Consider the following 24,638-nt stretch of genomic DNA (forward strand, 5'->3'; position numbering starts at 1 on the left):
GGGAATGGTCGTCGTCACAGCGCCAGACCGCCCTCGCGGGCGGCGTCGGCCACTGCGGCCACACGCCCGTGGTACTTGTTGCCGCCGCGGTCGAAGACCACCGCGTCGATGCCGGCCGCCTTGGCGCGCTCGGCGATCAGCTCGCCGACGCGACGGGCCTTGGCCGTCTTGTCGCCCTCGGCGGCACGCAGGTCCACCTCGAGGGTCGAGGCGGAGACCAGGGTGCGGCCCACGGCGTCGTCGACGACCTGCGCGACGAGGTTGCGGTTCGACCGGGTGACGACCAGGCGGGGACGCGCGGCGGTGCCGGCGACCTTCTTGCGCAGCCGCAGGTGGCGGCGGCGACGGGCCTTGAACTTGCCCTTACCGATGATGCTGATCGCCATGGCTCACTTACCAGCCTTTCCGACCTTGCGGCGGACGTTCTCGCCCGCGTAGCGCACGCCCTTGCCCTTGTACGGCTCGGGCTTGCGGATCTTGCGGATGTTCGCGGCGACCTCGCCCACCTGCTGCTTGTCGATGCCCGAGACCGAGAACTTGGTCGGGGACTCGACGGCGAAGGTGATGCCGGCGGGCGGCGTCACGGACACCGGGTGGCTGAAGCCGAGCGCGAACTCGAGCGCGTCACCCTTGGCCGACACGCGGTAACCGGTGCCGACGATCTCCAGCTTCTTCTCGTAGCCGGCGGTGACGCCGGTGACGAGGTTCGCCAGGAGGGTGCGCGTGAGGCCGTGCAGCGACCGCGAGAGGCGCTCGTCGTTCGGACGGGTGACCACGAGGGCCCCCTCGTCGTCGCGGGCGACCTCGATGGGCGACGCGACCGTGTGCGTGAGGGTGCCCTTGGGGCCCTTCACCGTCACGACGGCGCCGTTGATGGAAACATCCACGCCGGCCGGGACCGAAACGGGGATTCTGCCGATACGAGACATTGGCTAGCTCCTTTCCGTCTCGGACTTACCAGACGTAGGCGAGGACTTCCCCACCCACGCCCTTCTTGGCGGCCTGCTTGTCCGTCAGGAGACCGGAGGACGTGGACAGGATCGCCACGCCCAGGCCACCGAGGACCTTCGGCAGGTTGGTCGACTTCGCGTACACCCGGAGGCCGGGCTTCGACACGCGCTTGATGCCGGCGAGCGCACGCTCGCGGCTCGGGCCGTACTTCAGCTCGACCACGAGGTTCTTGCCCACGCGGGCGTCCTCGGTGGTCCAGCCGGAGATGTAGCCCTCGGCCTGCAGGATCTCCGCGATGTGCGACTTCAGCTTCGAGTACGGGATGGTCACCGTGTCGTGGTGCGCCGAGTTCGCGTTGCGCAGACGCGTCAGGAAGTCTGCGATCGGGTCGGTCATCGTCATGGGGGCTATCGCCCTTCCTCGCCGTGGTTTCCGCGGCGGCCGCCCGTGGGGGCGGCGCGCCGCGGACCTGCGACGTCGTTGTTTACCAGCTGCTCTTGGTCACACCGGGGAGCTGGCCCGCGTGGGCCATCTCGCGCACGCAGATCCGGCACAGGCCGAACTTGCGGTACACGGAGTGCGGACGCCCGCAGCGCTGGCACCGGGTGTAGGCCCGCACGGCGAACTTCTGCTTGCCCGCGGCCTTGTTGATCAGGGCGGTCTTCGCCATGTCAGTTCTCCTCCTTGAACGGGAAGCCCAGGTGCTTGAGCAGCGCCCGGCCCTCCGCGTCCGTGGTCGCGGTGGTGACCACCGTGATGTCCATGCCCCGGACCCGGTCGATCTTGTCCTGGTCGATCTCGTGGAACATCGACTGCTCGGTCAGACCGAAGGTGTAGTTGCCGTGGCCGTCGAACTGCTTCGGCGACAGCCCGCGGAAGTCGCGGATGCGCGGCAGCGCGGTCGACAGCAGGCGGTCCAGGAACTCCCAGGCACGGTCGCCGCGCAGCGTGACGTGCGCGCCGATCGGCATGCCCTCGCGCAGCTTGAACTGCGCGATGGACTTGCGGGCCTTGGTGACCTGCGGCTTCTGACCCGTAATCTGCTGGAGGTCGCGGATGGCGCCCTCGATCAGCTTCGAGTCCTTGGCCGCGTCGCCGACACCCATGTTCACGACGACCTTCACCAGGCGCGCGACCTGGTTCACGTTCTCGTGGGAGAACTCCTCACGGAGCGCCGTGCGGATGGCGTCGTTGTACCGGACCTTCAGGCGCGGGACCGGGTAGGCGCGCGTCGTCTCGTCGGTGGCGGTCATCAGATGTCCTTACCGGAGCGCTTGGCGACGCGGACCCGAACGGTGCGGGTCCGGCCGTCGCGCTCGACCTGCTCGGTGCGGTAGCCGACCCGGGTACCACGCTTGGTCTCGGGGTCGACCAGCATCACGTTGCTGATGTGGATGGGGGCCTCGACCGTCTCGATGCCACCGGTGCGGGAGCCGCGCTGGCTCTGGCCGACCTTGGTGTGCTTCGTGATGCGGTGGATGCCCTCGACGAGCACGCGGTCGCGGTCGGTGAGGACCTCGAGGACGCGCCCCTGCTTGCCCCGGTCCTTGCGGGAGCCGGAGATGACGACCACGAGGTCGCCCTTCTTGATCTTCGCCATGTCAGAGCACCTCCGGCGCCAGCGAGATGATCTTCATGAACTTCTTGTCGCGCAGCTCGCGGCCCACCGGGCCGAAGATGCGCGTACCACGGGGCTCACCGTCGTTCTTGAGGATCACCGCGGCGTTCTCGTCGAACTTGATGTACGAGCCGTCCACGCGCCGGCGCTCCTTGCGGGTGCGCACGACGACCGCCTTGACGACGTCGCCCTTCTTGACGTTGCCGCCCGGGATCGCGTCCTTGACGGTGGCGACGATCACGTCACCGATACCGGCGTAGCGACGGCCCGAACCACCGAGAACGCGGATGCAGAGGATCTCCTTCGCACCCGTGTTGTCGGCGACCCGAAGTCGCGACTCCTGCTGAATCATCTATCGAACTCCTGTCGTCTGCCGGTTCTCGCACACGGCGAGCCTGGCCGAACGGATAGTGGACAAGAAGGCGCGAGCCTTACTTCGCCTTCTCGAGGATCTCCACCAGACGCCACCGCTTGGTGGCGGAGAGCGGGCGGGTCTCCATGATGAGGACCAGGTCACCGACGCCGGCCGTGCTGGCCTCGTCGTGCGCCTTGACCTTGCTGGTCCGCCGGATGACCTTGCCGTAGAGCGGGTGCTTGACCCGGTCCTCGACCTCGACCACGACGGTCTTGTCCATCTTGTCGCTGACCACGTAGCCGCGCCGCGTCTTGCGGTAGGGACGCTGGGTCCCCGTAGCGGTGGTGGTCTCGTTGGTGTTCTCGCTCATCGAGTCCTCACTCGCTCGCGCTGGGCGCGGTCCGGATGCCGAGCTCGCGCTCGCGCAGGATCGTGTAGATCCGGGCGATGTCGCGACGCACGGCCTTGAGGCGGCCGTGGCTCTCGAGCTGACCGGTGGCCGACTGGAAGCGCAAGTTGAACAGCTCCTCCTTGGCCTTCTTCAGCTCGGCCACGAGGCGCTCGTCGTCGAAGGCGTCCAGCTCGGTGGGAGCCAGGTCCTTGGTGCCGATAGCCATCAGTTACCACCCTCGCGAACCACGAAACGGGTCTTCATCGGGAGCTTGTGCTGCGCGCGGCGCATGGCCTCGCGAGCCAGCGGCTCCGGGACGCCGGCGAGCTCGAACATCACTCGGCCGGGCTTGACGTTGGCGATCCACCACTCCGGCGAACCCTTACCGGAACCCATGCGGGTCTCGGCGGGCTTCTTCGTGAGCGGACGGTCCGGGTAGATGTTGATCCAGACCTTGCCGCCACGCTTGATGTGGCGGGTCATCGCGATACGAGCAGCCTCGATCTGGCGGTTCGTGACGTAGGCCGGCTCCAGAGCCTGGATGCCGAACTCGCCGAACGAGATCGCGGTGCCACCGGTCGCGGCGCCGGAGCGCCCCGGGTGGTGCTGCTTGCGGTGCTTCAGCCTGCGCGGGATCAGCACGGCTCAGGCCTCCGTTCCGGTCTCAGGAGCGGTCGTCGCCTCGGCGGCCGGAGCTGCGGTGGCCTCGGCCGCGGGGGCCTCGGTCCGCTCGTTCCGGCGGCCGCCGCCGCGCGGGCCACGGTCGCCGCCGCGGTCGCCACGGTCCCCACGGGGGCCGCGGGACTGGCGCGGGGCCTGCGTGGCCTGCTCGCGGGCGAAGTCGCGCTCGGTCATGTCGCCCTTGTAGACCCAGACCTTCACGCCGATGCGGCCGAAGGTCGTGCGGGCCTCGAAGAAGCCGTAGTCGATGTTCGCGCGGAGCGTGTGCAGCGGCACCCGACCCTCGCGGTAGAACTCCGTGCGGCTCATCTCCGCGCCGCCGAGGCGGCCGGAGACCTGCACGCGGATGCCCTTGGCGCCGGCGCGCTGCGCGGACTGCATGCCCTTGCGCATCGCACGACGGAAGGACACGCGGCTCGCCAGCTGCTCGGCGATGCCCTGCGCGACCAGCTGCGCCTCGATCTCGGCGTTCTTGACCTCGAGGATGTTGAGCTGCACCTGCTTGCCGGTGAGCTTCTCGAGCTCACCGCGGATGCGGTCCGCCTCGGCGCCGCGGCGACCGATGACGATGCCCGGACGCGCGGTGTGGATGTCGACGCGGACGCGGTCACGCGTGCGCTCGATCTCCACCTTCGCGATGCCCGCGCGCTCCAGACCCGTGCTCATGAGCTTGCGGATCTGCACGTCCTCGCGGACGTAGTCGCGGTACCGCTGACCCGGCTTGGTCGAGTCGGCGAACCACCGCGAGCGGTGGTCGGTCGTGATGCCCAGGCGGTACCCGAGCGGGTTGACCTTCTGTCCCACTGTCAGGCCCTTCCCTTCGTCTCACGCTCGGCGACGACCACGGTGATGTGGCTCGTGCGCTTGAGGATCTGGCTCGCGCGGCCCTGCGCCCGGGGGCGGAACCGCTTCAGCGTCGGACCCTCGTCCACGAACGCCTCGGCCACGTAGAGGTTGCCCTCGTCGAAGCGCTCACCGGCGCGCTTGGCGCCCTCGCGGGCGTTCGCGATCGCGGACTCGACGACCTTGAGGACCGTCTCGCCCGCGGCCTGCGGCGCGAACTTCAGCGTCGACACGGCCTCGCCGGCCTGCTTGCCACGGATGAGGTCCACGACGCGCCGGGCCTTCTGGGGCGTGACGCGGACGAACCGCGCCTTCGCCTTGGCTTCCATTGCTGTCCTGCCTTCTGTCTCTGCCGTCAGGGCAGTCGCTCAGCTGACCCGGGGGTCAGCGGCGACGGCCCTTCCGGTCGTCCTTCTCGTGGCCGCGGAACGTGCGCGTCGGGGCGAACTCGCCGAGCTTGTGCCCGACCATCGACTCCGTCACGAACACCGGCGTGTGCTTGCGGCCGTCGTGCACCGCGAACGTGTGGCCCAGGAAGTCCGGGGTGATCATCGAACGACGCGACCACGTCTTGATGACGTTCTTGGTGCCGGCGGCGTTCTGAACGTCGACCTTCTTCTGCAGGTGCCCGTCGACGAAGGGCCCCTTCTTCAGGCTGCGAGGCATGTCTCCCGGCTCCCTATCAGCGCTTCTTGCCGGTGCGGCGGCGACGGACGATGAGCTTGTCGCTCGGCTTGTTCGGACGACGCGTGCGGCCCTCCGGCTGGCCCCACGGGCTCACCGGGTGACGACCACCGGACGTCTTGCCCTCACCACCACCGTGCGGGTGGTCGATCGGGTTCATCGCGACACCGCGGACCGAGGGGCGCTTGCCCTTCCAGCGCATGCGGCCGGCCTTGCCCCAGTTGATGTTCGACTGCTCGGCGTTGCCCACCTCGCCGACCGTGGCGCGGCAGCGCAGGTCGACGTTGCGGATCTCGCCGGACGGCATGCGGAGCTGCGCGTACGGCCCGTCCTTCGCGACCAGCTGCACCGAGGCACCCGCGGAGCGGGCGATCTTGGCGCCGCCACCGGGCTTGAGCTCGATGGCGTGGATCGTGGTACCGGTCGGGATGTTGCGCAGCGGCAGGTTGTTGCCGGGCTTGATGTCGGCACCGGCGCCGTTCTCGACGACGTCGCCCTGCTTCAGCTTGTTCGGCGCGATGATGTAGCGCTTCTCGCCGTCCGCGTAGTGCAGCAGCGCGATGCGCGCCGTGCGGTTCGGGTCGTACTCGATGTGCGCGACCTTGGCCGGCACGCCGTCCTTGTCGTGACGACGGAAGTCGATCACGCGGTAGGCGCGCTTGTGGCCACCACCCTGGTGCCGCATGGTGACGCGGCCGGTCGAGTTACGACCACCGGTCTTGTGCAGCGGGCGGACCAGAGACTTCTCCGGCGTGGAGCGCGTGATCTCGACGAAGTCGGCGACGCTCGCGCCGCGGCGCCCCGGCGTCGTCGGCTTGTACTTACGGATTCCCATGGGGATCTGTCCTCAATCTGCTCTCGGGCCCGGTCAGCCGACCGGTCCGCCGAAGATGTCGATCGTGCCCTCGCGGAGGGTGACGATCGCGCGCTTCGTGTCCTTGCGCTTGCCGATGCCGGAACGGGTCCGCCGCGTCTTGCCCTTGCGGTTGATCGTGTTCACGGAGTCGACCTTGACCGAGAAGACCTGCTCGACGGCGATCTTGATCTCGGTCTTGTTGGCGCGCGGGTCGACGATGAAGGTGTACTTGCCCTCGTCGAGCAGCCCGTAGCTCTTCTCGGAGACGACCGGCGCGATCAGGATGTCGCGGGGGTCCTTGGCGACGGCGGTCACTTGGCGTCCTCCTCGGCCTCGGACGACGTCGCGACGGCGGTCGCGCCGCGGCCCTTGACGGGACCGGCGAGGAACGTGTCGAGCGCGCCCTGGGTGAACACGACGTCGTCGGAGACGAGCACGTCGTAGGTGTTGAGCTGGTCGGCGACGAGCAGGTGCACCCGCTCGACGTTCCGCAGCGACTTCCAGGCCAGCTCGTCCGCGCGCTCCACGACCACGAGGACGTGCTTGCGGCCGGACAGCGTGTCCAGGACCTGCAGCGCGGCCTTGGTCGACGGCGCCTCGTTGACACCGAAGCCGGTGACGACGTGGACGCGGCCGGCGCGGGCGCGGTCCGAGAGAGCACCGCGGAGCGCCGCGGCCTTCATCTTCTTCGGGGTCCGCTGGGAGTAGTCGCGCGGGGTCGGGCCGTGGACGGTGCCACCGCCGGCGAACTGCGGCGCACGGGTCGAACCCTGGCGGGCGCGGCCGGTGCCCTTCTGCTTGTACGGCTTCTTGCCACCACCGCGGACCTCGCCGCGGGTCTTGGTGTCGTGGGTGCCCTGGCGCGCGGCGGCGAGCTGGGCGACGACCACCTGGTGGATCAGCGGGACGTTCGTCTGCGCGTCGAACACCTCACCGGGCAGGTCGGCCGTGCCGGCCTTCTTGCCCTGGGCGTCGAGCACGTCGACGGTCAGCGTCTCGGACATGTGGTTCATGCCCCCTTCACGGCGGTACGCACGACGACGACGCCCCGCTTCGGGCCCGGAACCGCGCCCTTGAGCAGCAGCAGACCCTTCTCGGCGTCGACCGCGTGGACGGTCAGGTTCTGGGTGGTCTGGCGGGCGTGGCCCATGCGACCGGCCATCCGCAGGCCCTTGAACACGCGCGACGGCGTCGAGGCGCCACCGATCGAGCCCGGCTTGCGGTGGTTGCGGTGCGCACCGTGCGAGGCGCCCACGCCGGAGAACCCGTGGCGCTTCATGACACCGGCGGTGCCCTTGCCCTTGGTGGTGCCGATGACGTCGACCAGCGCGCCGGCCGCGAAGGCCTCCGCGGTGATCTCCTGGCCGAGCGTGTACTCGGCGGCGTCCGGCGTCCGGATCTCGGCCACGTGCCGACGGGGGGTGACCCCCGCCTTCTCGAAGTGGCCCTTCAGCGGCTTCGTGACCTTGCGCGGGTCCACCTGGCCGTAGGCCAGCTGCACCGCGGCGTAGCCGTCGGCCTCAGCGGAGCGCACCTGGGTCACGACGTTGGTGCCGACCGAGACGACCGTGACGGGCACGAGACGACCGTTGTCGTCCCACACCTGCGTCATGCCGAGCTTCGTGCCGAGCACCGCCGTGACGGGGCGCGCGTTCTGCTGGGTAACCATGAAAGATCAGTTCCTTCCCAGCGTCAGAGCTTGATCTCGATGTTCACGTCCGCGGGCAGGTCGAGACGCATGAGCGAGTCGACCGCCTTCGGCGTGGGATCGATGATGTCGATGAGCCGCTTGTGCGTGCGCATCTCGAAGTGCTCGCGGCTGTCCTTGTACTTGTGGGGCGACCGGATGACGACGAAGACGTTCTTCTCCGTCGGGAGCGGCACCGGGCCCACGACCGTCGCACCAGCGCGGCTCACCGTGTCGACGATCTTGCGCGCCGAGCTGTCGATGACCTCGTGGTCGTAGGACTTGAGCCGGATGCGGATCTTCTGTCCCGCCATGGCGTCGTCTGCTTCTCTCTCTCGAACTACTGGAGTCCGACCCCCGCGCTCGGGCGTGTCGCTTTTCGCGACGTTCCTCAGCGCCGGTCCCGTCCGGGTGCGCAGGGCGCGCGCCGGCCGGGACGAGGTCGTTCGTTTGGTGATGAGTCCGACGCCGGGTGACCCCGGGCTGTGAGCTGGACTCGCACGCGTCCCGTGCCCGCTCCTCGGGGCGTCCGAGCGCACGCGCGCAGACACCCCCGTCGTCGGGCAACTTGTCTAGTGTGCCAGCCGGGACCCGAAAGGTCCAACCGGACCTGCGTCACACCCGCGTGATCACGCGCCCCGCGCGACCGCGGGGCCCGCCCCCCACCCTGCGAGGGCCGCCGGGCGCCGGGCGCCGGCGCCGGTCGCCCGTCACGGGTGCCACCCGCCCGTCACGGCCGCAGCGACCGGTGCGGCCGCGCGCTGACCCGGCCGGCGGCTGCGGTACCTCCAGTCGAGCGCGGTAGCTCAAGGTACCGCGCTCGGCTGGACCTACCGCGCTCGACGCTGTCTCCCGCGCTCGACGCCGGCTATCGGGCTCGGCGACCCGCCCCGCGGTCGAGCAGGCCCGCGGCACCGAGCACGCGGCGCATGGCGTCCGGGTCCATCGCGTCCTGCCAGGTCCACCGGATCACACGCACCCCGTGGGAGCGGATGCGGTCCTCTCTCCGCTTCTCCGCCCACACCCGCTCCTCCACGGACCGCCCGTCCCGCGGACCGTCGGCGCGATACTTGAGCCGACCGTCGAACTCCCCCACGAGGCGGTGCTCGACCCACCAGAAGTCGACCCGGGCGACGAACCCGTCGCCGTCCCGCAGCTCCTGCTGCAGCACCGGCACCGGGGCACCGACCTCCCGCATGCGCACCCGGCTGAGCGACTCCCCCGGTGACTCGGACCGGCCGTCCGCGAACGCGAGGACCTCGCGTGCGCGCCGCGCCCCGCGCGCCGACCCGCGGGAGGCGAGGACCGCGCGCGCGGCGTCGGGGTCGAGGCCCATACGGCCGAGCGCGTGGTCTGCGGCGACCACCGCCGACGCGAACGGTTCGGTGCACGCCAGGTCGACCACGGTCCGACTCAGGTCGGTGACGGGCAGCCCCCTCGTCAGGACCGGGGCGGGTACCGGAGCGGCTGTGCGCCGCCGGACGCCTGGCGCCGACCGGCCGCCCGACGACGACGGCGCGACCACCTCGACGTCCCGGGGCCAGGGTCCGATGAGAGGCAGTCCCCAGACAGCCGCGGCGGACCGGTGCGAGAAGACGGGATTCTGCAGGGCGTCCGCCGCGGCCTGCACGCGCAGCAGGTGCCGGTGCGCCTCGTCGGCCGCGTCCCACGACGAGGCGGGGCAGTACACCCCTCGTCGCACCCGGTGCAGCGCCCCCTGGCGGGCGCTCCGCGCCAACCCGTCGACGTCCTCGCCCCGCGCGCGCAGGAGCGCGGGTGTGAGCAGCGGCGCCGGGCCCGTGCGGTCACGCGTGCTGGTCATGCCACCACCGTGCCACCCCCGCCCTCGCAGACAGCGGTCGTCCCCAGGCCGATCCCATCCCGCCGCCCAGCGCGGCAGCCCCCGCCGAGCGCGGCAGGTCCCGCCCGGCCCCGCAGGCCCCCCAGCGCGGTAGTTCCCGCCGAGCGCGGCAGGTCCCGCCCAGCGCGGTCGATCCGACGACCGCGCTCGGCTGGAACGACCGCGCTCGGCGCAACCCGGCGCGCTCGGCGCATCCCGGCTCGCCCGGCGCCCGCCGGTCAGAGGCGGAAGCGGGTGACCGTCGTCGTGAGGGTGGCCGCCAGCTGCGACAGGTGCTCGGCCTGGGTGCGGGTGGCCTCGCCGCTGCCGGAGGTGACGGCCGCCTGCGCCTCGACGTCGTCGATGCCCGCGGCGATCTGGGTGGCGCCGGTGGCGGTCTGCGCGATGCTGCGGCTGATCTCCGTCGTCGTGGCGTTCTGCTCCTCGACGGCGCTGGCGATCGTGGCCTGGTAGTCGTTGATCCGCGCGATGACCTCGGCGATGCCCGCGATGGCGCCCGCCGCCTCGGTGCTGTCCTCCTGGATGGCGCGGACGCGGGTCGCGATGTCCTCGGTGGCGCGCGCGGTCTCCTGGGCGAGCTCCTTGACCTCGGACGCGACGACCGCGAACCCCTTGCCGGCCTCCCCTGCCCGGGCCGCCTCGATGGTCGCGTTGAGGGCGAGCAGGTTGGTCTGCTCGGCGATCGTGGTGATCACCTTGACGACGTTGCCGATCTGGGCGGACGACTCCCCGAGCTTGCCCACGGTCGCGTTCGTCTGCTCGGCGGACGCCACGGCCTGGTTCGCCACCCGCGCGGCCTCCTGCGCGGACTGCGAGATCTCCCGGATCGCCGCGCCCATCTGCTCGGCGCCGGTGGCGACGGTCAGCACGTTCGCCGAGACGTCCTTCGCCGCGACGCCGAGCGCGCGGGTCTGGTCGGTGGTGGCCTCGGAGGTGCCGGCGATCTCGTGCGCCCGGTCGAGCAGCGCGGCGGAGCCGCGGTCGAGGGCGGCCGAGCTCTCGGCGAGCGTGTGCACGGTCTCGCGGAGGCTCACCGCGGCGCGGGCGGCGGCGCGGCCCATCTGGCCGATCTCGTCGGCGCCGTCCGGCACGGGGCGCTCGGTCAGGTCGCCCTCGGCGAGCGCCTCGAGCACGTCCCGGACCTGGGCGACCCGGCGGGCCGTGCTGCGCCCGACGAGCAGCGCGACGACGACGGCGCCGGCCACGCCGGCGAGCAGCAGCACGATCACGAGCACCCGGGACTCCGCGGCCTGGGTGTGCGCGGCGGTCGACGCCTCCGTGGTCAGCGTGACCTCGTAGTCGCCGAGCGCGTCGGCCGTCTCGGCGAGCGACGCCTCGGCCGCGTTGAAGGTCGCCACGAGCTGGTCGACGGTCGGCGAGGTGTACCCGGCCGGTGCCGGCTGCCCGAGCACCTCGGTGTTGAACAGGTCGAGGTACCCGGTCCACGCGGCCTCGAACGCGTCGACGTTCTCCTGCCACGCGGGGTCGGCGTCCGGGACGGCCGTGTACTGCGCCAGCGCCTCGGTGACGCCGTCCTCCGCGGCGAGCGTCTGCTGCAGCGCCTCGTCCGAGCCGAGGGTCTCCCCCGGCGTGGTGTACCGGATGGTGCCCTTGTAGGTGGCCGCGAGGTTCTGCTGGATGCCGACGAGCGCGTCGAGGCGCTGGACGTTCTCCGCCTGGATCCGCTGCACCTGGCCGTCGAGCGACCCGAGACGGGCGACGGCGAGCAGGCCGGTGGCGAGGGCGACGACGGCCATGATCGCCACGGACAGCAGGATCTTCGCGGCGATGCCGCCGGCGCCGCGGCGGACGGCGGACGGGCGGGGCGACGGGCGGGCGCTCACGGGACGGTGCTCCTCTGGAGTGGGCTGCACGGGGCAGCCTTCCCATCGTCGCGATCCCGACCGTGCTGACGGTTTCCCGCCGACTGGTTGAACCGTCACCCATCCGTGGCCCGGGCACGCAGAAGGGCCCGGGTGCCGAAGCACCCGGGCCCTCCCGGTCAAGCGGTGTCCCCCGGAGGGGTCAGATCACTTGATGATCTTGGTGACGCGGCCCGAGCCGACGGTGCGGCCACCCTCGCGGATCGCGAAGCCGAGGCCCTCCTCCATCGCGATGGGCTGGATCAGCGTCACGGAGATCTCCGTGTTGTCGCCGGGCATGACCATCTCGGTGCCCTCGGGCAGCGTGATGACGCCGGTGACGTCCGTGGTCCGGAAGTAGAACTGCGGACGGTAGTTCGAGTAGAACGGGTTGTGACGCCCGCCCTCGTCCTTGGCCAGGATGTAGACCTGACCCTCGAACTCGGTGTGCGGCGTGATCGAGCCCGGCTTCACGACGACCTGGCCGCGCTCGACGTCCTCACGCTTGGTGCCACGGAGCAGGAGGCCGCAGTTCTCGCCGGCCCACGCCTCGTCCATCTGCTTGTGGAACATCTCGATGCCGGTGACCGTGGTCTTCTGCGCCGGGCGGATGCCGACGATCTCGACCTCGGAGTTGATCTGCAGCTTGCCGCGGTCGACCTTGCCGGTGACGACGGTGCCACGACCGGTGATCGTGAAGACGTCCTCGATCGGCATGAGGAACGGCTTGTCCATGTCACGGACCGGCTCCGGGACGGACTCGTCCACGGCGTCCAGCAGGTCCTCGACCGACTTGACCCACTGGGCGTCGCCCTCGAGGGCCTTCAGGCCGGAGACGCGGATGACCGGCGCGTTGTCGCCGTCGAAGCCCTGCGACGACAGCAGCTCGCGGACCTCCATCTCGACGAGCTCGAGGATCTCCTCGTCGTCGACCATGTCGGACTTGTTGAGCGCCACGAGCAGGTAGGGCACGCCGACCTGGCGGGCGAGCAGGACGTGCTCGCGCGTCTGGGCCATCGGGCCGTCGGTGGCGGCGACCACGAGGATGGCGCCGTCCATCTGCGCCGCACCCGTGATCATGTTCTTGATGTAGTCGGCGTGACCCGGCGCGTCGACGTGAGCGTAGTGACGCTTCTCCGTCTGGTACTCGACGTGCGCGATGTTGATCGTGATGCCGCGCTGCTTCTCCTCGGGCGCCTTGTCGATCTCGTCGAACGGCGTGAAGGGGTTCAGCTCCGGGTACTTGTCGTGCAGCACCTTCGAGATGGCAGCGGTCAGCGTCGTCTTGCCGTGGTCGACGTGACCGATGGTCCCGATGTTGACGTGCGGCTTGGTCCGCTCGAACTTCGCCTTGCCCACTGGGTCCTCCTCAGGACTCTGGTGTAGAGATTGCCGAACGATGCGGGGGGCCGTGCGGCCCCCCGCGGACGTGCGGTCCTACGGGTCGGTTGGGTGGTCGTTCTTTGATCGACCTGTGGGACTACTCGCCCCGGGTCTTCTTGATGATCTCGTCGGCAACATTCCGAGGAACCTCGGCGTAGCTGTCGAACTGCATCGAGTACACCGCACGACCCTGGGTCTTGGACCGCAGGTCGCCGACGTACCCGAACATCTCGGAGAGCGGCACCTGGGCGCGGATCACCTTCACGCCCGTCGCGTCCTCCATGGACTGGATCATGCCGCGACGCGAGTTGATGTCGCCGATGACGTCGCCCATGTAGTCCTCGGGCGTGCGCACCTCGACGGCCATGACCGGCTCCAGGAGGACCGGGTCCGCCTTGCGGACGGCCTCCTTGAGGATCATCGAGCCGGCGATCTTGAACGCCATCTCGGACGAGTCGACGTCGTGCGCCGCACCGTCGAGCAGCGTGGCCTTGATGCCGACCAGCGGGAAGCCGGCCAGCACGCCGAGCTGCATGGCGCTCTGGATGCCCTGGTCGACCGACGGGATGTACTCGCGCGGGACGCGACCACCGGTGACCGCGTTCTCGAACGCGTACAGCTCGCCGTCCTCGGACTCCAGCGGCTCGAAGGTCATCTGGACCTTCGCGAACTGGCCCGAGCCACCCGTCTGCTTCTTGTGGGTGTAGTCGATCTTCTCCACCTTGCGGCGGATCGTCTCGCGGTACGCCACCTGCGGCTTGCCGACGTTCGCCTCGACCTTGAACTCGCGACGCATGCGGTCGACGAGGATGTCGAGGTGGAGCTCGCCCATGCCGCCGATGACGGTCTGGCCGGTCTCCTCGTCCAGGCGGACGCGGAAGGTCGGGTCCTCCTCGGCGAGCTTCTGGATCGCCGTGGAGAGCTTCTCCTGGTCGGCCTTCGTCTTCGGCTCGATCGCCACGTCGATGACCGGCTCGGGGAAGGTCATCGACTCGAGGATGACCTGCGAGCTCATGTCCGACAGGGTGTCACCGGTGGTGACGTCCTTCAGGCCGATGAACGCGTAGATGTGGCCGGCGGTGGCCTCGTCGACCGGGTTCTCCTTGTTGGCGTGCATCTGGAAGATCTTCCCGATGCGCTCCTTCTTGCCCTTGGTCGAGTTCATGACCTGGGCGCCCTGCACGACCTTGCCCGAGTACACCCGGATGAAGGTGAGCTTGCCGAAGAACGGGTGCGCCGCGATCTTGAACGCCAGGGCCGAGAACGGCTCGTTCGCGTCCGGGTGGCGCTCGATGACGACCTCGGGGTCCTTGACGTCGTGGCCCTGGATGGCCGGGACGTCGAGGGGCGACGGGAGGTAGTCGACGACGGCGTCGAGCATGGGCTGGACGCCCTTGTTCTTGAACGCCGAGCCGCACAGGACCGGGAACGCCTCGCCAGAGATGGTGAGCTTGCGGATGCCGGCCTTGATCTCGGCGACCGTGAGCTCCTCACCGCCCAGGAACTTCTCGAGCAGCTCGTCGTCGGTCTCGGCGACGGCCTCGAGCAGCTCGGCGCGGAACTGCTCCGCCCGCTCCTGGAGGTCGGCCGGGATCTCCTCGATCTCGTACTTCGCGCCCATCTCGGTCTCGCCGCGCCACACGAGCGCGCGCATCTCGACCAGGTCCACGACGCCGATGAAGTCGTTCTCGGAGCCGATCGGCAGCTGGATGACCAGCGGCTTGGCCTTGAGGCGGTTCACGATGGTGTCGACCGTGAAGTAGAAGTCCGCGCCCAGCTTGTCCATCTTGTTGACGAAGCAGATGCGGGGGACCTCGTACTTGTCGGCCTGGCGCCACACGGTCTCCGACTGGGGCTCCACGCCCTCCTTGCCGTCGAACACCGCGACCGCGCCGTCGAGCACGCGCAGCGAGCGCTCCACCTCGACGGTGAAGTCCACGTGACCGGGGGTGTCGATGACGTTGATCTGCGTCTCGTTCGACTTGCCCTTGTTCCAGAAGGCGGTCACAGCAGCGGACGTGATCGTGATGCCACGCTCCTGCTCCTGCTCCATCCAGTCCGTGGTCGACGCCCCGTCGTGGGTCTCGCCGATCTTGTAGTTGACGCCCGTGTAGTACAGGATCCGCTCGGTCGTCGTGGTCTTGCCGGCATCGATGTGCGCCATGATGCCGATGTTCCGGACCTTGTTCAGGTCCGTGAGCACGTCCAGTGCCACAGGTTCAGCCCCTCGGTAGTGGGGTCCGCGCTACAGCTGGGATTACCAGCGGTAGTGGGCGAACGCCTTGTTGGACTCGGCCATCTTGTGCATGTCCTCGCGGCGCTTCACCGCGGCGCCCAGGCCGTTGCTGGCGTCGAGGATCTCGTTCATGAGGCGCTCGGTCATGGTCTTCTCGCGGCGAGCCCGCGAGTAGTCCGTGAGCCAGCGCAGCGCGAGCGTGGTCTGGCGGACGGGGCGGACCTCGACCGGGACCTGGTAGGTGGCGCCACCGACGCGGCGGGAGCGGACCTCGAGCGACGGGCGGACGTTGTCCAGCGCGCGCTTCAGCACGACGACCGGGTCGCCCTGGGTCTTCTCGCGGACGCCCTCGAGCGCGCCGTAGACGATGGCCTCGGCGACGGACTTCTTGCCGTCGAGGAGGACCTTGTTGATGAGCTGCGTGACGACCGGCGAGCCGTAGACCGGATCGACGATCAGCGGACGGCGGGGGGCGGGACCCTTACGAGGCATCGGTTCAGCCCTTCTTCGCGCCGTAGCGGCTGCGCGCCTGCTTACGGTTCTTCACGCCCTGGGTGTCCAGAGCACCACGGATGATCTTGTAGCGCACACCGGGGAGGTCCTTCACACGACCGCCGCGCACGAGCACGATCGAGTGCTCCTGCAGGTTGTGGCCCTCACCGGGGATGTACGCGGTGACCTCGATGCCCGAGGAGAGCTTGACGCGCGCGACCTTCCGCAGAGCCGAGTTCGGCTTCTTGGGGGTGGTCGTGTAGACGCGGGTGCAGACACCGCGCCGCTGCGGGCTGCCCTTGAGGGCAGGCGTCTTCGACTTGTTCGTCTTCGCCTGCCGGCCCTTGCGGACCAGCTGCTGGATCGTAGGCACTACGTCTCCGTCTTGGTTGTCGAGTCTGGTCTGACCGGCACCCGTCACCCTGGACGGCCGGCAATGGTCCGGATCGTCGCCCGTCGCGCGACTACCCCGAGAGGTCTTGCGTCCCGCTCCGACCCCCGCACCCGGGCGTGTCGACCCCGTCCTGCTCCGCACACCGACTCCCCGAGGGGGGAACGCAGGTGCGGTGGGGGCCGATCCACCCGGCGCCGCACGTGGTGACCACGTGAGCGCGCGCGAGAGCCCGACGGCGCGGGCACGGTGTCCCACGTTACTCGGCCGTCACCCCAGGGTCAAAGCACCTGGTGACGGTCGAAGCGTGGGACGTCGATCACAACACGAGGTCGGACCCGGATGTTCCCGGCCCTCCCCCGCACGGCCGAGGGGGCCCGCCGCGACCAGCGCGGCGGACCCCCTCGGACCGGAGAGACGCGAGATCAGCGGTAGTCGCCGAAGTCGATGTCCTCGAGCGGGATCGCCTCGCCCGAGCCGAGGCCCAGGGCGGGGAAGTCGATCTCGTCGTAGCCGAAGGACGGGTACAGCTCGGCCTTCGCCTCCTCGGTGGGCTCCACCGACACCTCGTGGTAGCGGGGCAGGCCCGTACCGGCGGGGATCAGCTTGCCGAGGATCACGTTCTCCTTCAGGCCCAGCAGCGGGTCGGACCGGCCCGACATCGCGGCCTCGGTGAGGACGCGGGTCGTCTCCTGGAAGGACGCCGCCGACAGCCACGAGTCCGTCGCGAGCGACGCCTTCGTGATGCCCATCAGCTCCGGACGACCCGAGGCCGGCTGACCGCCCTCGGCGACCGCCCGGCGGTTCGCGTCCTCGAACCGGCCGCGCTCGGCCAGCTCGCCCGGCAGCAGGTCCGTGTCACCCGAGTCGAGCACGGTCACGCGACGCAGCATCTGCCGCACGATGACCTCGATGTGCTTGTCGTGGATGTCCACGCCCTGGGAGTTGTAGACCTCCTGGACCTCGTCCACCAGGTGCTTCTGCGTGGCGCGCGGGCCGAGGATGCGCAGGACCTTCTTCGGGTCGACCGCACCCTGGACCAGCTGCGTGCCGACCTCGACGTGGTCGCCGTCGGACACGAGCAGGCGCGAGCGCTTGGTGATCGGGTAGGCGATCTCCTCCGAGCCGTCGTCCGGCGTCAGCACGATGCGTCGCGTCCGGTCCGCCTCGTCGATGGCGATGCGGCCGGAGAACTCCGCGATGGGGCTCTCACCCTTGGGGGTGCGGGCCTCGAAGAGCTCCTGGACACGCGGCAGACCCTGCGTGATGTCCTCGGCCGACGCGACACCACCGGTGTGGAAGGTCCGCATCGTCAGCTGCGTGCCGGGCTCACCGATGGACTGCGCCGCGATGATGCCGACGGCCTCGCCGATGTCCACCAGCTTGCCGGTGGCCAGGGAGCGGCCGTAGCACTTGGCGCAGGTGCCGACGCGCGACTCGCAGGTCAGCACGGAGCGGACCTTGAGCGACTCGACGCCGGCCGCCAGCAGGCGGTCCAGCAGGACGTCGCCCACGTCGTCACCCGAGTTCCCGATGACCTCGCCGTCGATCTCGACGGCGGTCGCCAGGGTGCGGGCGTAGACCGAGGTCTCGACCTTGTCGTGCCGGCGGAGCGAACCGTCCGCGGTCGCCACGCCGATCGGCATGGTCAGGCCGCGCTCGGTGCCGCAGTCCTCCTCGCGGACGATGACGTCCTGCGAGACGTCCACCAGACGACGGGTCAGGTAGCCCGAGTCGGCGGTCCGCAGCGCGGTGTCCGCCAGACCCTTGCGGGCGCCGTGCGTCGCGATGAAGTACTCCAGGACCGACAGGCCCTCGCGGTAGTTGGACTTGATCGGGCGGGGGATGATCTCGCCCTTCGGGTTCGCCACGAGGCCGCGCATGCCGGCGATCTGACGGACCTGCATCCAGTTACCACGCGCACCCGAGCCGACCATCCGGAAGACGGTGTTGCGGGCGTTGAAGTTCTCCTGCATCGCCTTGGCGACCTTGTCGGTGGCCTGCGTCCAGATCTCGATGAGCTCCTGGCGACGCTCGTCGTCGGTGATGAGGCCCTTGTCGTACTGGCCCTGCACCTTCGCCGCGCGCGCCTCGTGCTCGGTGAGGATCTCCGCCTTGGCGGTCGGCGCCGCGACGTCCGAGATGGAGATGGTCACGCCCGAGCGGGTGGCCCAGCGGAAGCCGGCCTCCTTCAGGGCGTCGAGCGAGGCGGCGACCTCGACCTTCGGGTACCGCTCCGCGAGGTCGTTGACGATCACGGAGAGGCGCTTCTTGTCGACGACGCCGTTCTCGTACGGGTAGTCCACCGGCAGCAGCTCGTTGAACAGCGCCCGGCCGAGCGAGGTCTCGAACAGGAACGGCTCGTCGGCGGAGAAGCCCTCGGGCTCCTGGCCGGGGCCGAACACGAGGCCCTCCATGCGGATCTTGACGACCGCGTTGAGGTCCAGCGAGCCCTGGTCGAACGCCATGATCGCCTCGGACACCGAGCTGAACGCCCGGCCCGCGCCCACCGGGTCCACCTTGTCGGAGGTCAGGTGGAACAGGCCGATGATCATGTCCTGCGAGGGCATGGTCACCGGACGGCCGTCCGACGGCTTCAGGATGTTGTTGCTCGAGAGCATGAGGATGCGGGCCTCGGCCTGCGCCTCCGCGCTCAGGGGCAGGTGCACGGCCATCTGGTCACCGTCGAAGTCGGCGTTGAACGCGCCGCAGACGAGCGGGTGCAGGTGGATCGCCTTGCCCTCGACCAGCTGGGGCTCGAACGCCTGGATGCCGAGGCGGTGCAGCGTGGGCGCACGGTTCAGCAGCACGGGGTGCTCGGTGATGACCTCCTCGAGCACGTCCCACACGACCGGGCGCGCGCGCTCGACCATGCGCTTGGCCGACTTGATGTTCTGCGCGTGGTTCAGGTCGACCAGGCGCTTCATCACGAACGGCTTGAACAGCTCGAGCGCCATCTGCTTGGGCAGACCGCACTGGTGCAGCTTGAGCTGCGGGCCGACGACGATGACCGAACGGCCCGAGTAGTCGACGCGCTTGCCGAGCAGGTTCTGGCGGAACCGGCCCTGCTTGCCCTTGAGCATGTCGGAGATCGACTTCAGCGGGCGGTTGCCCGGGCCCGTGACGGGGCGGCCGCGGCGGCCGTTGTCGAACAGCGAGTCCACGGCCTCCTGGAGCATCCGCTTCTCGTTGTTGACGATGATCTCCGGCGCGCCCAGGTCCAGGAGCCGCTTGAGGCGGTTGTTCCGGTTGATGACGCGGCGGTACAGGTCGTTCAGGTCGGACGTGGCGAACCGGCCGCCGTCGAGCTGCACCATCGGGCGCAGGTCCGGCGGGATGACCGGGACGGCGTCCAGCACCATGCCGGTCGGCGAGTTCGTCGTGGTGAGGAACGCGTTGACGACCTTGAGGCGCTTGAGCGCACGGGTCTTCCGCTGGCCCTTGCCGGTGCGGATGATCTCGCGCAGGTTCTCGGCCTCGGCGTCCAGGTCGAACGCCTCGAGGCGCTTCTGGATCGCCGCGGCGCCCATCGAGCCCTCGAAGTAGTTGCCGTAGCGGTCCTGCAGCTGGCGGTAGAGCAGCTCGTCGCCCTCGAGGTCGGCGACCTTGAGGTTCTTGAACTTGTCCCAGATGGTGTCCAGGCGCTCGATCTCGGCGTCCGCGCGCTTGCGGATCTGCGCCATCTCGCGCTCGGCCGAGTCGCGGACCTTGCGGCGCGCGTCGGCCTTGGCACCCTCGGCCTCGAGCTCGGCCAGGTCGGCCTCGAGCTTCGACGCGCGGGTGTTGATGTCGTTGTCGCGGCGGTCCGCGATCTCCTTGCGCTCCAGGTCGATCTCGTTCTGGAGGTTCGGCAGGTCCTCCTGGCGACCGTCGGTGTCGACCCACGTGATCATGTACGCCGCGAAGTAGATGACCTTCTCGAGGTCCTTCGGGGCGAGGTCGAGCAGGTAGCCGAGGCGCGAGGGCACGCCCTTGAAGAACCAGATGTGCGTGACGGGCGCGGCCAGCTCGATGTGGCCCATGCGCTCACGACGCACCTTGGAACGGGTCACCTCGACGCCGCAGCGCTCGCAGATGATGCCCTTGAAGCGCACGCGCTTGTACTTGCCGCAGTAGCACTCCCAGTCCCGGGTGGGGCCGAAGATCTTCTCGCAGAAGAGCCCGTCCTTCTCCGGCTTCAGGGTGCGGTAGTTGATGGTCTCGGGCTTCTTGACCTCGCCGTGCGACCAGGTCCGGATGTCGTCGGCCGTGGCCAGGCCGATGCGCAGCTCGTCGAAGACGTTGACGTCGAGCAAGGGGTCCTACTTCCTTCGCATGCCGGTGCGCGCGGGGCGCCTCGTTCCGGCGGAATGGAGATGCTGCAAGGGGTGCGGGCGGCCCGCCGGCCCCGGTGAGGGGGCCGGCGGACGCTCGGCGTCAGATCTCGTCGACGGTGCTCGCGGCGTTCGGGCGGCGCGAGAGGTCGATGCCCAGCTCCTCGGCGGCGCGGTACACCTCGTCGTCGTTCTCCCGCATGTCGATCGACACGCCGTCGGAGGACAGCACCTCCACGTTCAGGCAGAGGGACTGCATCTCCTTGAGGAGCACCTTGAAGGACTCCGGGATGCCCGAGTCGGGGATGTTCTCGCCCTTGACGATGGCCTCGTACACCTTCACGCGGCCCGGGATGTCGTCCGACTTGATGGTCAGGAGCTCCTGCAGCGTGTAGGCCGCGCCGTACGCCTCGAGGGCCCACACCTCCATCTCGCCGAACCGCTGGCCACCGAACTGCGCCTTACCACCCAGCGGCTGCTGCGTGATCATCGAGTACGGGCCGGTCGACCGGGCGTGGATCTTGTCGTCCACGAGGTGGTGCAGCTTGAGGATGTACATGTAGCCCACGGCCACCGGGTCCGGGAACGGCTCGCCGGAGCGGCCGTCGAACAGCCGCGCCTTGCCGTCCACGCCGACCATGCGCTCGCCGTCGCGGTTCGGCAGGGTCGAGCCGAGCAGACCGGTGAGGGTCTCCTCCGGCACGCCGTCGAACACCGGCGTCGCGACCGGGACGCCCGGCTGCGACGACTTGGCGATGTCCGGGACCTCGTCGATCCAGGACAGGTCGCCCTCGGCCAGCTCGACGTTCCAGCCCTGCTTGGCGATCCACCCGAGGTGGACCTCCAGCACCTGGCCGACGTTCATGCGCCCGGGGACACCCATCGGGTTCAGGACGATGTCCACCGCGGTGCCGTCCGGGAGGAACGGCATGTCCTCGACGGGCAGGATCTTCGAGATGACGCCCTTGTTGCCGTGGCGGCCGGCGAGCTTGTCGCCGTCCGTGATCTTGCGGCGCTGGGCGATGTACACCCGGACGAGCTCGTTCACGCCGGCGGGCAGCTCGTCGCCGTCCTCGCGGTTGAACGTGCGCACCTCGATGACCGTGCCGGACTCGCCGTGCGGCACCTTGAGGGACGTGTCGCGGACCTCGCGGGCCTTCTCGCCGAAGATCGCGCGCAGCAGGCGCTCCTCCGGGGTCAGCTCGGTCTCGCCCTTCGGGGTGACCTTGCCGACCAGCACGTCGCCCGCGGAGACCTCGGCGCCGATGCGGATGATGCCGCGCTCGTCCAGGTCAGCCAGCACGTCCTCGGAGACGTTCGGGATGTCCCGCGTGATCTCCTCGGGGCCGAGCTTGGTGTCGCGGGCGTCGACCTCGTGCTCCTCGATGTGGATCGAGGACAGGACGTCGTCCTGCACGAGGCGCTGCGACAGGATGATCGCGTCCTCGTAGTTGTGGCCCTCCCACGACATGAACGCGACCAGCAGGTTGCGGCCGAGGGACAGCTCGCCCTCGTCCGTCGCCGGGCCGTCGGCCAGCACGGAGCCGACCTCGACGCGGGCGCCCTGGTCGACCAGCACGCGCTGGTTGTAGGACGTGCCCTGGTTCGAGCGGCGGAACTTCGCCACGCGGTAGGTGCTCGTCGTCGCGTCGTCGTTGGCGACCGTGATGAGGTCGGCCGACACCTCGGTGACCACACCGGGCTTCGAGGCCACGATGACGTCGCCGGCGTCGACCGCCGCGCGCCACTCCATGCCGGTGCCGACCAGCGGCGCCTCGGAGCGGACCAGCGGCACGGCCTGGCGCTGCATGTTGGCGCCCATGAGCGCGCGGTTGGCGTCGTCGTGCTCGAGGAACGGGATGAGGGCCGTCGCGACCGACACCATCTGGCGCGGCGAGACGTCCATGTAGTCGACCGTCTCGGCCGGGACGTCCTCGGTGTCGCCGCCCTTGACGCGGACCAGGACGGTCTCGTCGGCGAACTTGCCGTTCGCGTCCACGGCCGCGTTGGCCTGGGCGATGACGTAGCGGTCCTCGTCGTCGGCGGTGAGGTAGTGCACCTCGTCCGTCACGCGGCCGAACTCGACCTTGCGGTACGGGGTCTCGACGAAGCCGAACGGGTTGATCCGCCCGAACGTCGCGAGCGAGCCGATGAGGCCGATGTTCGGGCCCTCGGGGGTCTCGATCGGGCACATGCGGCCGTAGTGCGACGGGTGGACGTCACGGACCTCCATGCCGGCGCGGTCGCGGGACAGACCACCCGGGCCCAGCGCGGACAGGCGACGCTTGTGCGTCAGGCCGGCGAGCGGGTTGTTCTGGTCCATGAACTGCGACAGCTGGGACGTCCCGAAGAACTCCTTGATGGAGGCCACGACGGGGCGGATGTTGATCAGGGTCTGCGGCGTGATCGCCTCGACGTCCTGGGTGGTCATGCGCTCGCGCACGACGCGCTCCATCCGGGACAGGCCGGTGCGGACCTGGTTCTGGATGAGCTCGCCCACGGCGCGGATGCGGCGGTTGCCGAAGTGGTCGATGTCGTCGGTCTCGACGCGGACCTCGACGGCCTCGCCGTTGCGCCGGCCCGGGAGGGTCGCCACGTCGGCGTGCAGCGCGGCCATGTACTTGATCGCGGCGACGATGTCGTCCTTGGACAGCACCGAGTCGGCGAGCGGCACGTCGATGCCGAGCTTCTTGTTCAGCTTGTAGCGGCCGACCTTCGCGAGGTCGTAGCGCTTCGGGTTGAAGTAGAAGTTCTCGATCAGCGCGCGGCCGGCCTCGACGGTCGGCGGCTCGCCCGGGCGGATCTTGCGGTACAGGTCGAGCAGCGCCTCGTCCTGGGTCTGGACGTGGTCCTTCTCCAGGGTGTCGATGACGGCGGGGAACTGCGCGAACTCCTCGCGGATCTCCGACTCGGTCATGCCGAGGGCCTTGAGCAGCACGGTGGCGTTCTGCTTGCGCTTGCGGTCGACGCGGACGCCGACGTTGTCGCGCTTGTCGATCTCGAACTCCAGCCACGCACCGCGGCTCGGGATCATCTTGACCGAGAAGATGTCCTTGTCGGACGTCTTGTCGGCGGCGCGCTCGAAGTACACGCCCGGGGAGCGGACGAGCTGGGAGACGACGACGCGCTCGGTGCCGTTGATGATGAAGGTGCCGCGCTCGCTCATGAGCGGGAAGTCGCCCATGAAGACCGTCTGGCTCTTGATCTCACCGGTGGTGTAGTTCACGAACTCCGCGGTGACGAACAGCGGCGCCGCGTAGGTGAAGTCCTTCTCCTTGCACTCGTCGGCCGTGTACTTCGGCGGCTCGAAACGGTGCTCGCGGAACGACAGCGACATGGTGCCGCCGAAGTCCTCGATGGGGGAGATCTCCTCGAAGATCTCCTCCAGTCCAGCGGTCTCCGGGACGTCCTGCCGGCCGTTCTCGAGAGCGGCGGCGACGCGGGCCTGCCACTTCTCGTTGCCGAGCAGCCAGTCGAAGCTCTCCGTCTGGAGCCCGAGGAGGTCCGGGACCTCGAGGGGCTCGTCGATCCGGGCGAACGAGACGCGGCGGGAGATGGTGCGGTTCGCGATGGCTTCGGACGTTGCGGAGGAGGTGCGCGAGGCAGCCAAGAGGGGTCCTTCCCAGCAGATCGAGTTCCCTGCGACGGGCCCGGCGGTTCGCGACCCCCCGGCCACAGGCCCTGCGGGCATCGCGTACTACGATGCCGTCGGGCGCGGGTTATACGGGGTCGCGGGCACAGGCCAGCGCAAAGCGCTAGCGTAGTACAGACGTGGCGCCATGTCCACACGCCGTGGTATGGGGCGTGCGCCACACCTGGTCGCGGTCCTGGGGCCGTCCGTGCCGGAGCACGCCGTCGTGCCTCCGGGCGTGTGCAACGCCCGCTCCCCCGCGCGCATTCCGCAACGCGTCGAGGGGGTACGCGGCGCGTCGAGCGAGTACCCGCGGACTACTCGCTCGGCGTGTCCCTGACTCGCTCGCGCTGCCGGGAGTCGGCCGGGCAGCCGGGCGCCCCCACCGGACCCCGGGCACGAC

26 protein-coding genes are annotated in these 24,638 nt (G+C 69.6%); all 26 read right to left on the reverse strand.

All coding sequences use genetic code 11. From position 1 onward, the window contains the following. Positions 1 to 14: 14 nt before the first annotated feature. Positions 15 to 386: a 50S ribosomal protein L18 gene (gene rplR, locus KVT14_RS06605; protein ID WP_217614944.1), complete on the reverse strand. Its 372-nt coding sequence runs from the start codon at positions 384 to 386 to the stop codon at positions 15 to 17. Between the two features lie 3 nt (positions 387 to 389). Continuing rightward, positions 390 to 929 (reverse strand): 50S ribosomal protein L6, encoded by a 540-nt coding sequence (rplF, locus tag KVT14_RS06610; protein WP_147794351.1) that lies wholly within the window; start codon positions 927 to 929, stop codon positions 390 to 392. A gap of 25 nt (positions 930 to 954) precedes the next feature. Next, positions 955 to 1,353, reverse strand: coding sequence for a 30S ribosomal protein S8 (gene rpsH / locus KVT14_RS06615; protein ID WP_147794352.1), 399 nt, complete (start codon positions 1,351 to 1,353; stop codon positions 955 to 957). Between the two features lie 82 nt (positions 1,354 to 1,435). Then, entirely contained in the window at positions 1,436 to 1,621 is a 186-nt protein-coding gene (locus tag KVT14_RS06620) for a type Z 30S ribosomal protein S14 (RefSeq protein ID WP_122147680.1), read from the reverse strand. A gap of 1 nt (position 1,622) precedes the next feature. Then, on the reverse strand, positions 1,623 to 2,204 hold the full coding sequence (gene rplE / locus KVT14_RS06625; RefSeq protein WP_147794353.1) for a 50S ribosomal protein L5: 582 nt from the start codon (positions 2,202 to 2,204) through the stop codon (positions 1,623 to 1,625). Beyond that, positions 2,204 to 2,551 (reverse strand): 50S ribosomal protein L24, encoded by a 348-nt coding sequence (gene rplX, locus KVT14_RS06630; protein ID WP_147794354.1) that lies wholly within the window; start codon positions 2,549 to 2,551, stop codon positions 2,204 to 2,206. Before rplX ends, rplE begins: the two co-directional genes overlap by 1 nt. Before the next feature lies 1 nt (position 2,552). Continuing rightward, a complete protein-coding gene (rplN, locus tag KVT14_RS06635; RefSeq protein WP_146838605.1) occupies positions 2,553 to 2,921 on the reverse strand; it encodes a 50S ribosomal protein L14 in 369 nt (122 codons plus the stop codon). Between the two features lie 79 nt (positions 2,922 to 3,000). Beyond that, positions 3,001 to 3,294 carry a 30S ribosomal protein S17 gene (gene rpsQ, locus KVT14_RS06640; protein WP_217614945.1) on the reverse strand — a complete coding sequence of 98 codons (294 nt, stop codon included), beginning with the start codon at positions 3,292 to 3,294 and terminating at the stop codon, positions 3,001 to 3,003. A gap of 7 nt (positions 3,295 to 3,301) precedes the next feature. Next, a complete protein-coding gene (rpmC, locus tag KVT14_RS06645) occupies positions 3,302 to 3,541 on the reverse strand; it encodes a 50S ribosomal protein L29 (RefSeq protein ID WP_109130752.1) in 240 nt (79 codons plus the stop codon). After that, positions 3,541 to 3,957: a 50S ribosomal protein L16 gene (rplP, locus tag KVT14_RS06650; RefSeq protein ID WP_122147685.1), complete on the reverse strand. Its 417-nt coding sequence runs from the start codon at positions 3,955 to 3,957 to the stop codon at positions 3,541 to 3,543. The genes rpmC and rplP overlap by 1 nt, the downstream gene beginning before the upstream one ends. 3 nt (positions 3,958 to 3,960) lie before the next feature. Continuing rightward, complete coding sequence (gene rpsC / locus KVT14_RS06655; RefSeq protein ID WP_147794356.1) at positions 3,961 to 4,800, reverse strand: 30S ribosomal protein S3; 840 nt, start codon at positions 4,798 to 4,800, stop codon at positions 3,961 to 3,963. A 2-nt stretch (positions 4,801 to 4,802) separates the two neighbouring features. Further along, complete coding sequence (gene rplV / locus KVT14_RS06660) at positions 4,803 to 5,168, reverse strand: 50S ribosomal protein L22 (RefSeq protein WP_147794357.1); 366 nt, start codon at positions 5,166 to 5,168, stop codon at positions 4,803 to 4,805. 55 nt (positions 5,169 to 5,223) lie between these two features. Continuing rightward, complete coding sequence (gene rpsS / locus KVT14_RS06665; RefSeq protein WP_147794358.1) at positions 5,224 to 5,505, reverse strand: 30S ribosomal protein S19; 282 nt, start codon at positions 5,503 to 5,505, stop codon at positions 5,224 to 5,226. Between the two features lie 16 nt (positions 5,506 to 5,521). Further along, positions 5,522 to 6,358 carry a 50S ribosomal protein L2 gene (gene rplB / locus KVT14_RS06670; RefSeq protein WP_147794359.1) on the reverse strand — a complete coding sequence of 279 codons (837 nt, stop codon included), beginning with the start codon at positions 6,356 to 6,358 and terminating at the stop codon, positions 5,522 to 5,524. Between the two features lie 33 nt (positions 6,359 to 6,391). After that, positions 6,392 to 6,694 carry a 50S ribosomal protein L23 gene (gene rplW / locus KVT14_RS06675; protein WP_203669141.1) on the reverse strand — a complete coding sequence of 101 codons (303 nt, stop codon included), beginning with the start codon at positions 6,692 to 6,694 and terminating at the stop codon, positions 6,392 to 6,394. After that, positions 6,691 to 7,383, reverse strand: a complete 693-nt coding sequence (gene rplD, locus KVT14_RS06680; protein WP_147796935.1) for a 50S ribosomal protein L4 — start codon at positions 7,381 to 7,383, stop codon at positions 6,691 to 6,693. Before rplD ends, rplW begins: the two co-directional genes overlap by 4 nt. A gap of 5 nt (positions 7,384 to 7,388) precedes the next feature. Further along, complete coding sequence (gene rplC, locus KVT14_RS06685; RefSeq protein ID WP_147794361.1) at positions 7,389 to 8,048, reverse strand: 50S ribosomal protein L3; 660 nt, start codon at positions 8,046 to 8,048, stop codon at positions 7,389 to 7,391. Positions 8,049 to 8,071: 23 nt separating this feature from the next. Next, entirely contained in the window at positions 8,072 to 8,380 is a 309-nt protein-coding gene (gene rpsJ / locus KVT14_RS06690; protein WP_122147693.1) for a 30S ribosomal protein S10, read from the reverse strand. Between the two features lie 554 nt (positions 8,381 to 8,934). After that, positions 8,935 to 9,888, reverse strand: coding sequence for a hypothetical protein (locus KVT14_RS06695; RefSeq protein WP_217614946.1), 954 nt, complete (start codon positions 9,886 to 9,888; stop codon positions 8,935 to 8,937). 257 nt (positions 9,889 to 10,145) lie between these two features. Then, the gene (locus tag KVT14_RS06700; protein ID WP_217614947.1) at positions 10,146 to 11,771 is read right to left on the reverse strand and encodes a methyl-accepting chemotaxis protein; all 1,626 of its coding nucleotides are present in this window, start codon (positions 11,769 to 11,771) and stop codon (positions 10,146 to 10,148) included. Between the two features lie 186 nt (positions 11,772 to 11,957). Continuing rightward, entirely contained in the window at positions 11,958 to 13,148 is a 1,191-nt protein-coding gene (gene tuf / locus KVT14_RS06705; protein WP_147794364.1) for an elongation factor Tu, read from the reverse strand. 121 nt (positions 13,149 to 13,269) lie between these two features. Continuing rightward, complete coding sequence (gene fusA, locus KVT14_RS06710) at positions 13,270 to 15,387, reverse strand: elongation factor G (protein ID WP_308160933.1); 2,118 nt, start codon at positions 15,385 to 15,387, stop codon at positions 13,270 to 13,272. A 42-nt stretch (positions 15,388 to 15,429) separates the two neighbouring features. Next, the gene (gene rpsG / locus KVT14_RS06715) at positions 15,430 to 15,900 is read right to left on the reverse strand and encodes a 30S ribosomal protein S7 (RefSeq protein WP_122147699.1); all 471 of its coding nucleotides are present in this window, start codon (positions 15,898 to 15,900) and stop codon (positions 15,430 to 15,432) included. Between the two features lie 4 nt (positions 15,901 to 15,904). Beyond that, complete coding sequence (gene rpsL / locus KVT14_RS06720; RefSeq protein ID WP_147794366.1) at positions 15,905 to 16,273, reverse strand: 30S ribosomal protein S12; 369 nt, start codon at positions 16,271 to 16,273, stop codon at positions 15,905 to 15,907. A gap of 443 nt (positions 16,274 to 16,716) precedes the next feature. Next, positions 16,717 to 20,586 carry a DNA-directed RNA polymerase subunit beta' gene (locus KVT14_RS06725; protein WP_217614948.1) on the reverse strand — a complete coding sequence of 1,290 codons (3,870 nt, stop codon included), beginning with the start codon at positions 20,584 to 20,586 and terminating at the stop codon, positions 16,717 to 16,719. A 121-nt stretch (positions 20,587 to 20,707) separates the two neighbouring features. Continuing rightward, a complete protein-coding gene (gene rpoB / locus KVT14_RS06730) occupies positions 20,708 to 24,214 on the reverse strand; it encodes a DNA-directed RNA polymerase subunit beta (protein ID WP_217614949.1) in 3,507 nt (1,168 codons plus the stop codon). Positions 24,215 to 24,638 lie beyond the last annotated feature (424 nt).

The organism is Cellulomonas sp. GbtcB1 (genome assembly GCF_019091725.1).
Lineage (GTDB): Bacteria > Actinomycetota > Actinomycetes > Actinomycetales > Cellulomonadaceae > Cellulomonas.

What these genes read in the sequence shown, in the direction of transcription:
- rplR (WP_217614944.1), bottom strand. Translation starts at nt 386, where the DNA reads ATGGCGATCAGCATCATCGGTAAGGGCAAGTTCAAGGCCCGTCGCCGC.
- rplF (WP_147794351.1), bottom strand. Translation starts at nt 929, where the DNA reads ATGTCTCGTATCGGCAGAATCCCCGTTTCGGTCCCGGCCGGCGTGGAT.
- rpsH (WP_147794352.1), bottom strand. Translation starts at nt 1,353, where the DNA reads ATGACGATGACCGACCCGATCGCAGACTTCCTGACGCGTCTGCGCAAC.
- KVT14_RS06620 (WP_122147680.1), bottom strand. Translation starts at nt 1,621, where the DNA reads ATGGCGAAGACCGCCCTGATCAACAAGGCCGCGGGCAAGCAGAAGTTC.
- rplE (WP_147794353.1), bottom strand. Translation starts at nt 2,204, where the DNA reads ATGACCGCCACCGACGAGACGACGCGCGCCTACCCGGTCCCGCGCCTG.
- rplX (WP_147794354.1), bottom strand. Translation starts at nt 2,551, where the DNA reads ATGGCGAAGATCAAGAAGGGCGACCTCGTGGTCGTCATCTCCGGCTCC.
- rplN (WP_146838605.1), bottom strand. Translation starts at nt 2,921, where the DNA reads ATGATTCAGCAGGAGTCGCGACTTCGGGTCGCCGACAACACGGGTGCG.
- rpsQ (WP_217614945.1), bottom strand. Translation starts at nt 3,294, where the DNA reads ATGAGCGAGAACACCAACGAGACCACCACCGCTACGGGGACCCAGCGT.
- rpmC (WP_109130752.1), bottom strand. Translation starts at nt 3,541, where the DNA reads ATGGCTATCGGCACCAAGGACCTGGCTCCCACCGAGCTGGACGCCTTC.
- rplV (WP_147794357.1), bottom strand. Translation starts at nt 5,168, where the DNA reads ATGGAAGCCAAGGCGAAGGCGCGGTTCGTCCGCGTCACGCCCCAGAAG.
- rpsS (WP_147794358.1), bottom strand. Translation starts at nt 5,505, where the DNA reads ATGCCTCGCAGCCTGAAGAAGGGGCCCTTCGTCGACGGGCACCTGCAG.
- rplB (WP_147794359.1), bottom strand. Translation starts at nt 6,358, where the DNA reads ATGGGAATCCGTAAGTACAAGCCGACGACGCCGGGGCGCCGCGGCGCG.
- rplD (WP_147796935.1), bottom strand. Translation starts at nt 7,383, where the DNA reads ATGTCCGAGACGCTGACCGTCGACGTGCTCGACGCCCAGGGCAAGAAG.
- rplC (WP_147794361.1), bottom strand. Translation starts at nt 8,048, where the DNA reads ATGGTTACCCAGCAGAACGCGCGCCCCGTCACGGCGGTGCTCGGCACG.
- rpsJ (WP_122147693.1), bottom strand. Translation starts at nt 8,380, where the DNA reads ATGGCGGGACAGAAGATCCGCATCCGGCTCAAGTCCTACGACCACGAG.
- KVT14_RS06695 (WP_217614946.1), bottom strand. Translation starts at nt 9,888, where the DNA reads ATGACCAGCACGCGTGACCGCACGGGCCCGGCGCCGCTGCTCACACCC.
- rpsG (WP_122147699.1), bottom strand. Translation starts at nt 15,900, where the DNA reads ATGCCTCGTAAGGGTCCCGCCCCCCGCCGTCCGCTGATCGTCGATCCG.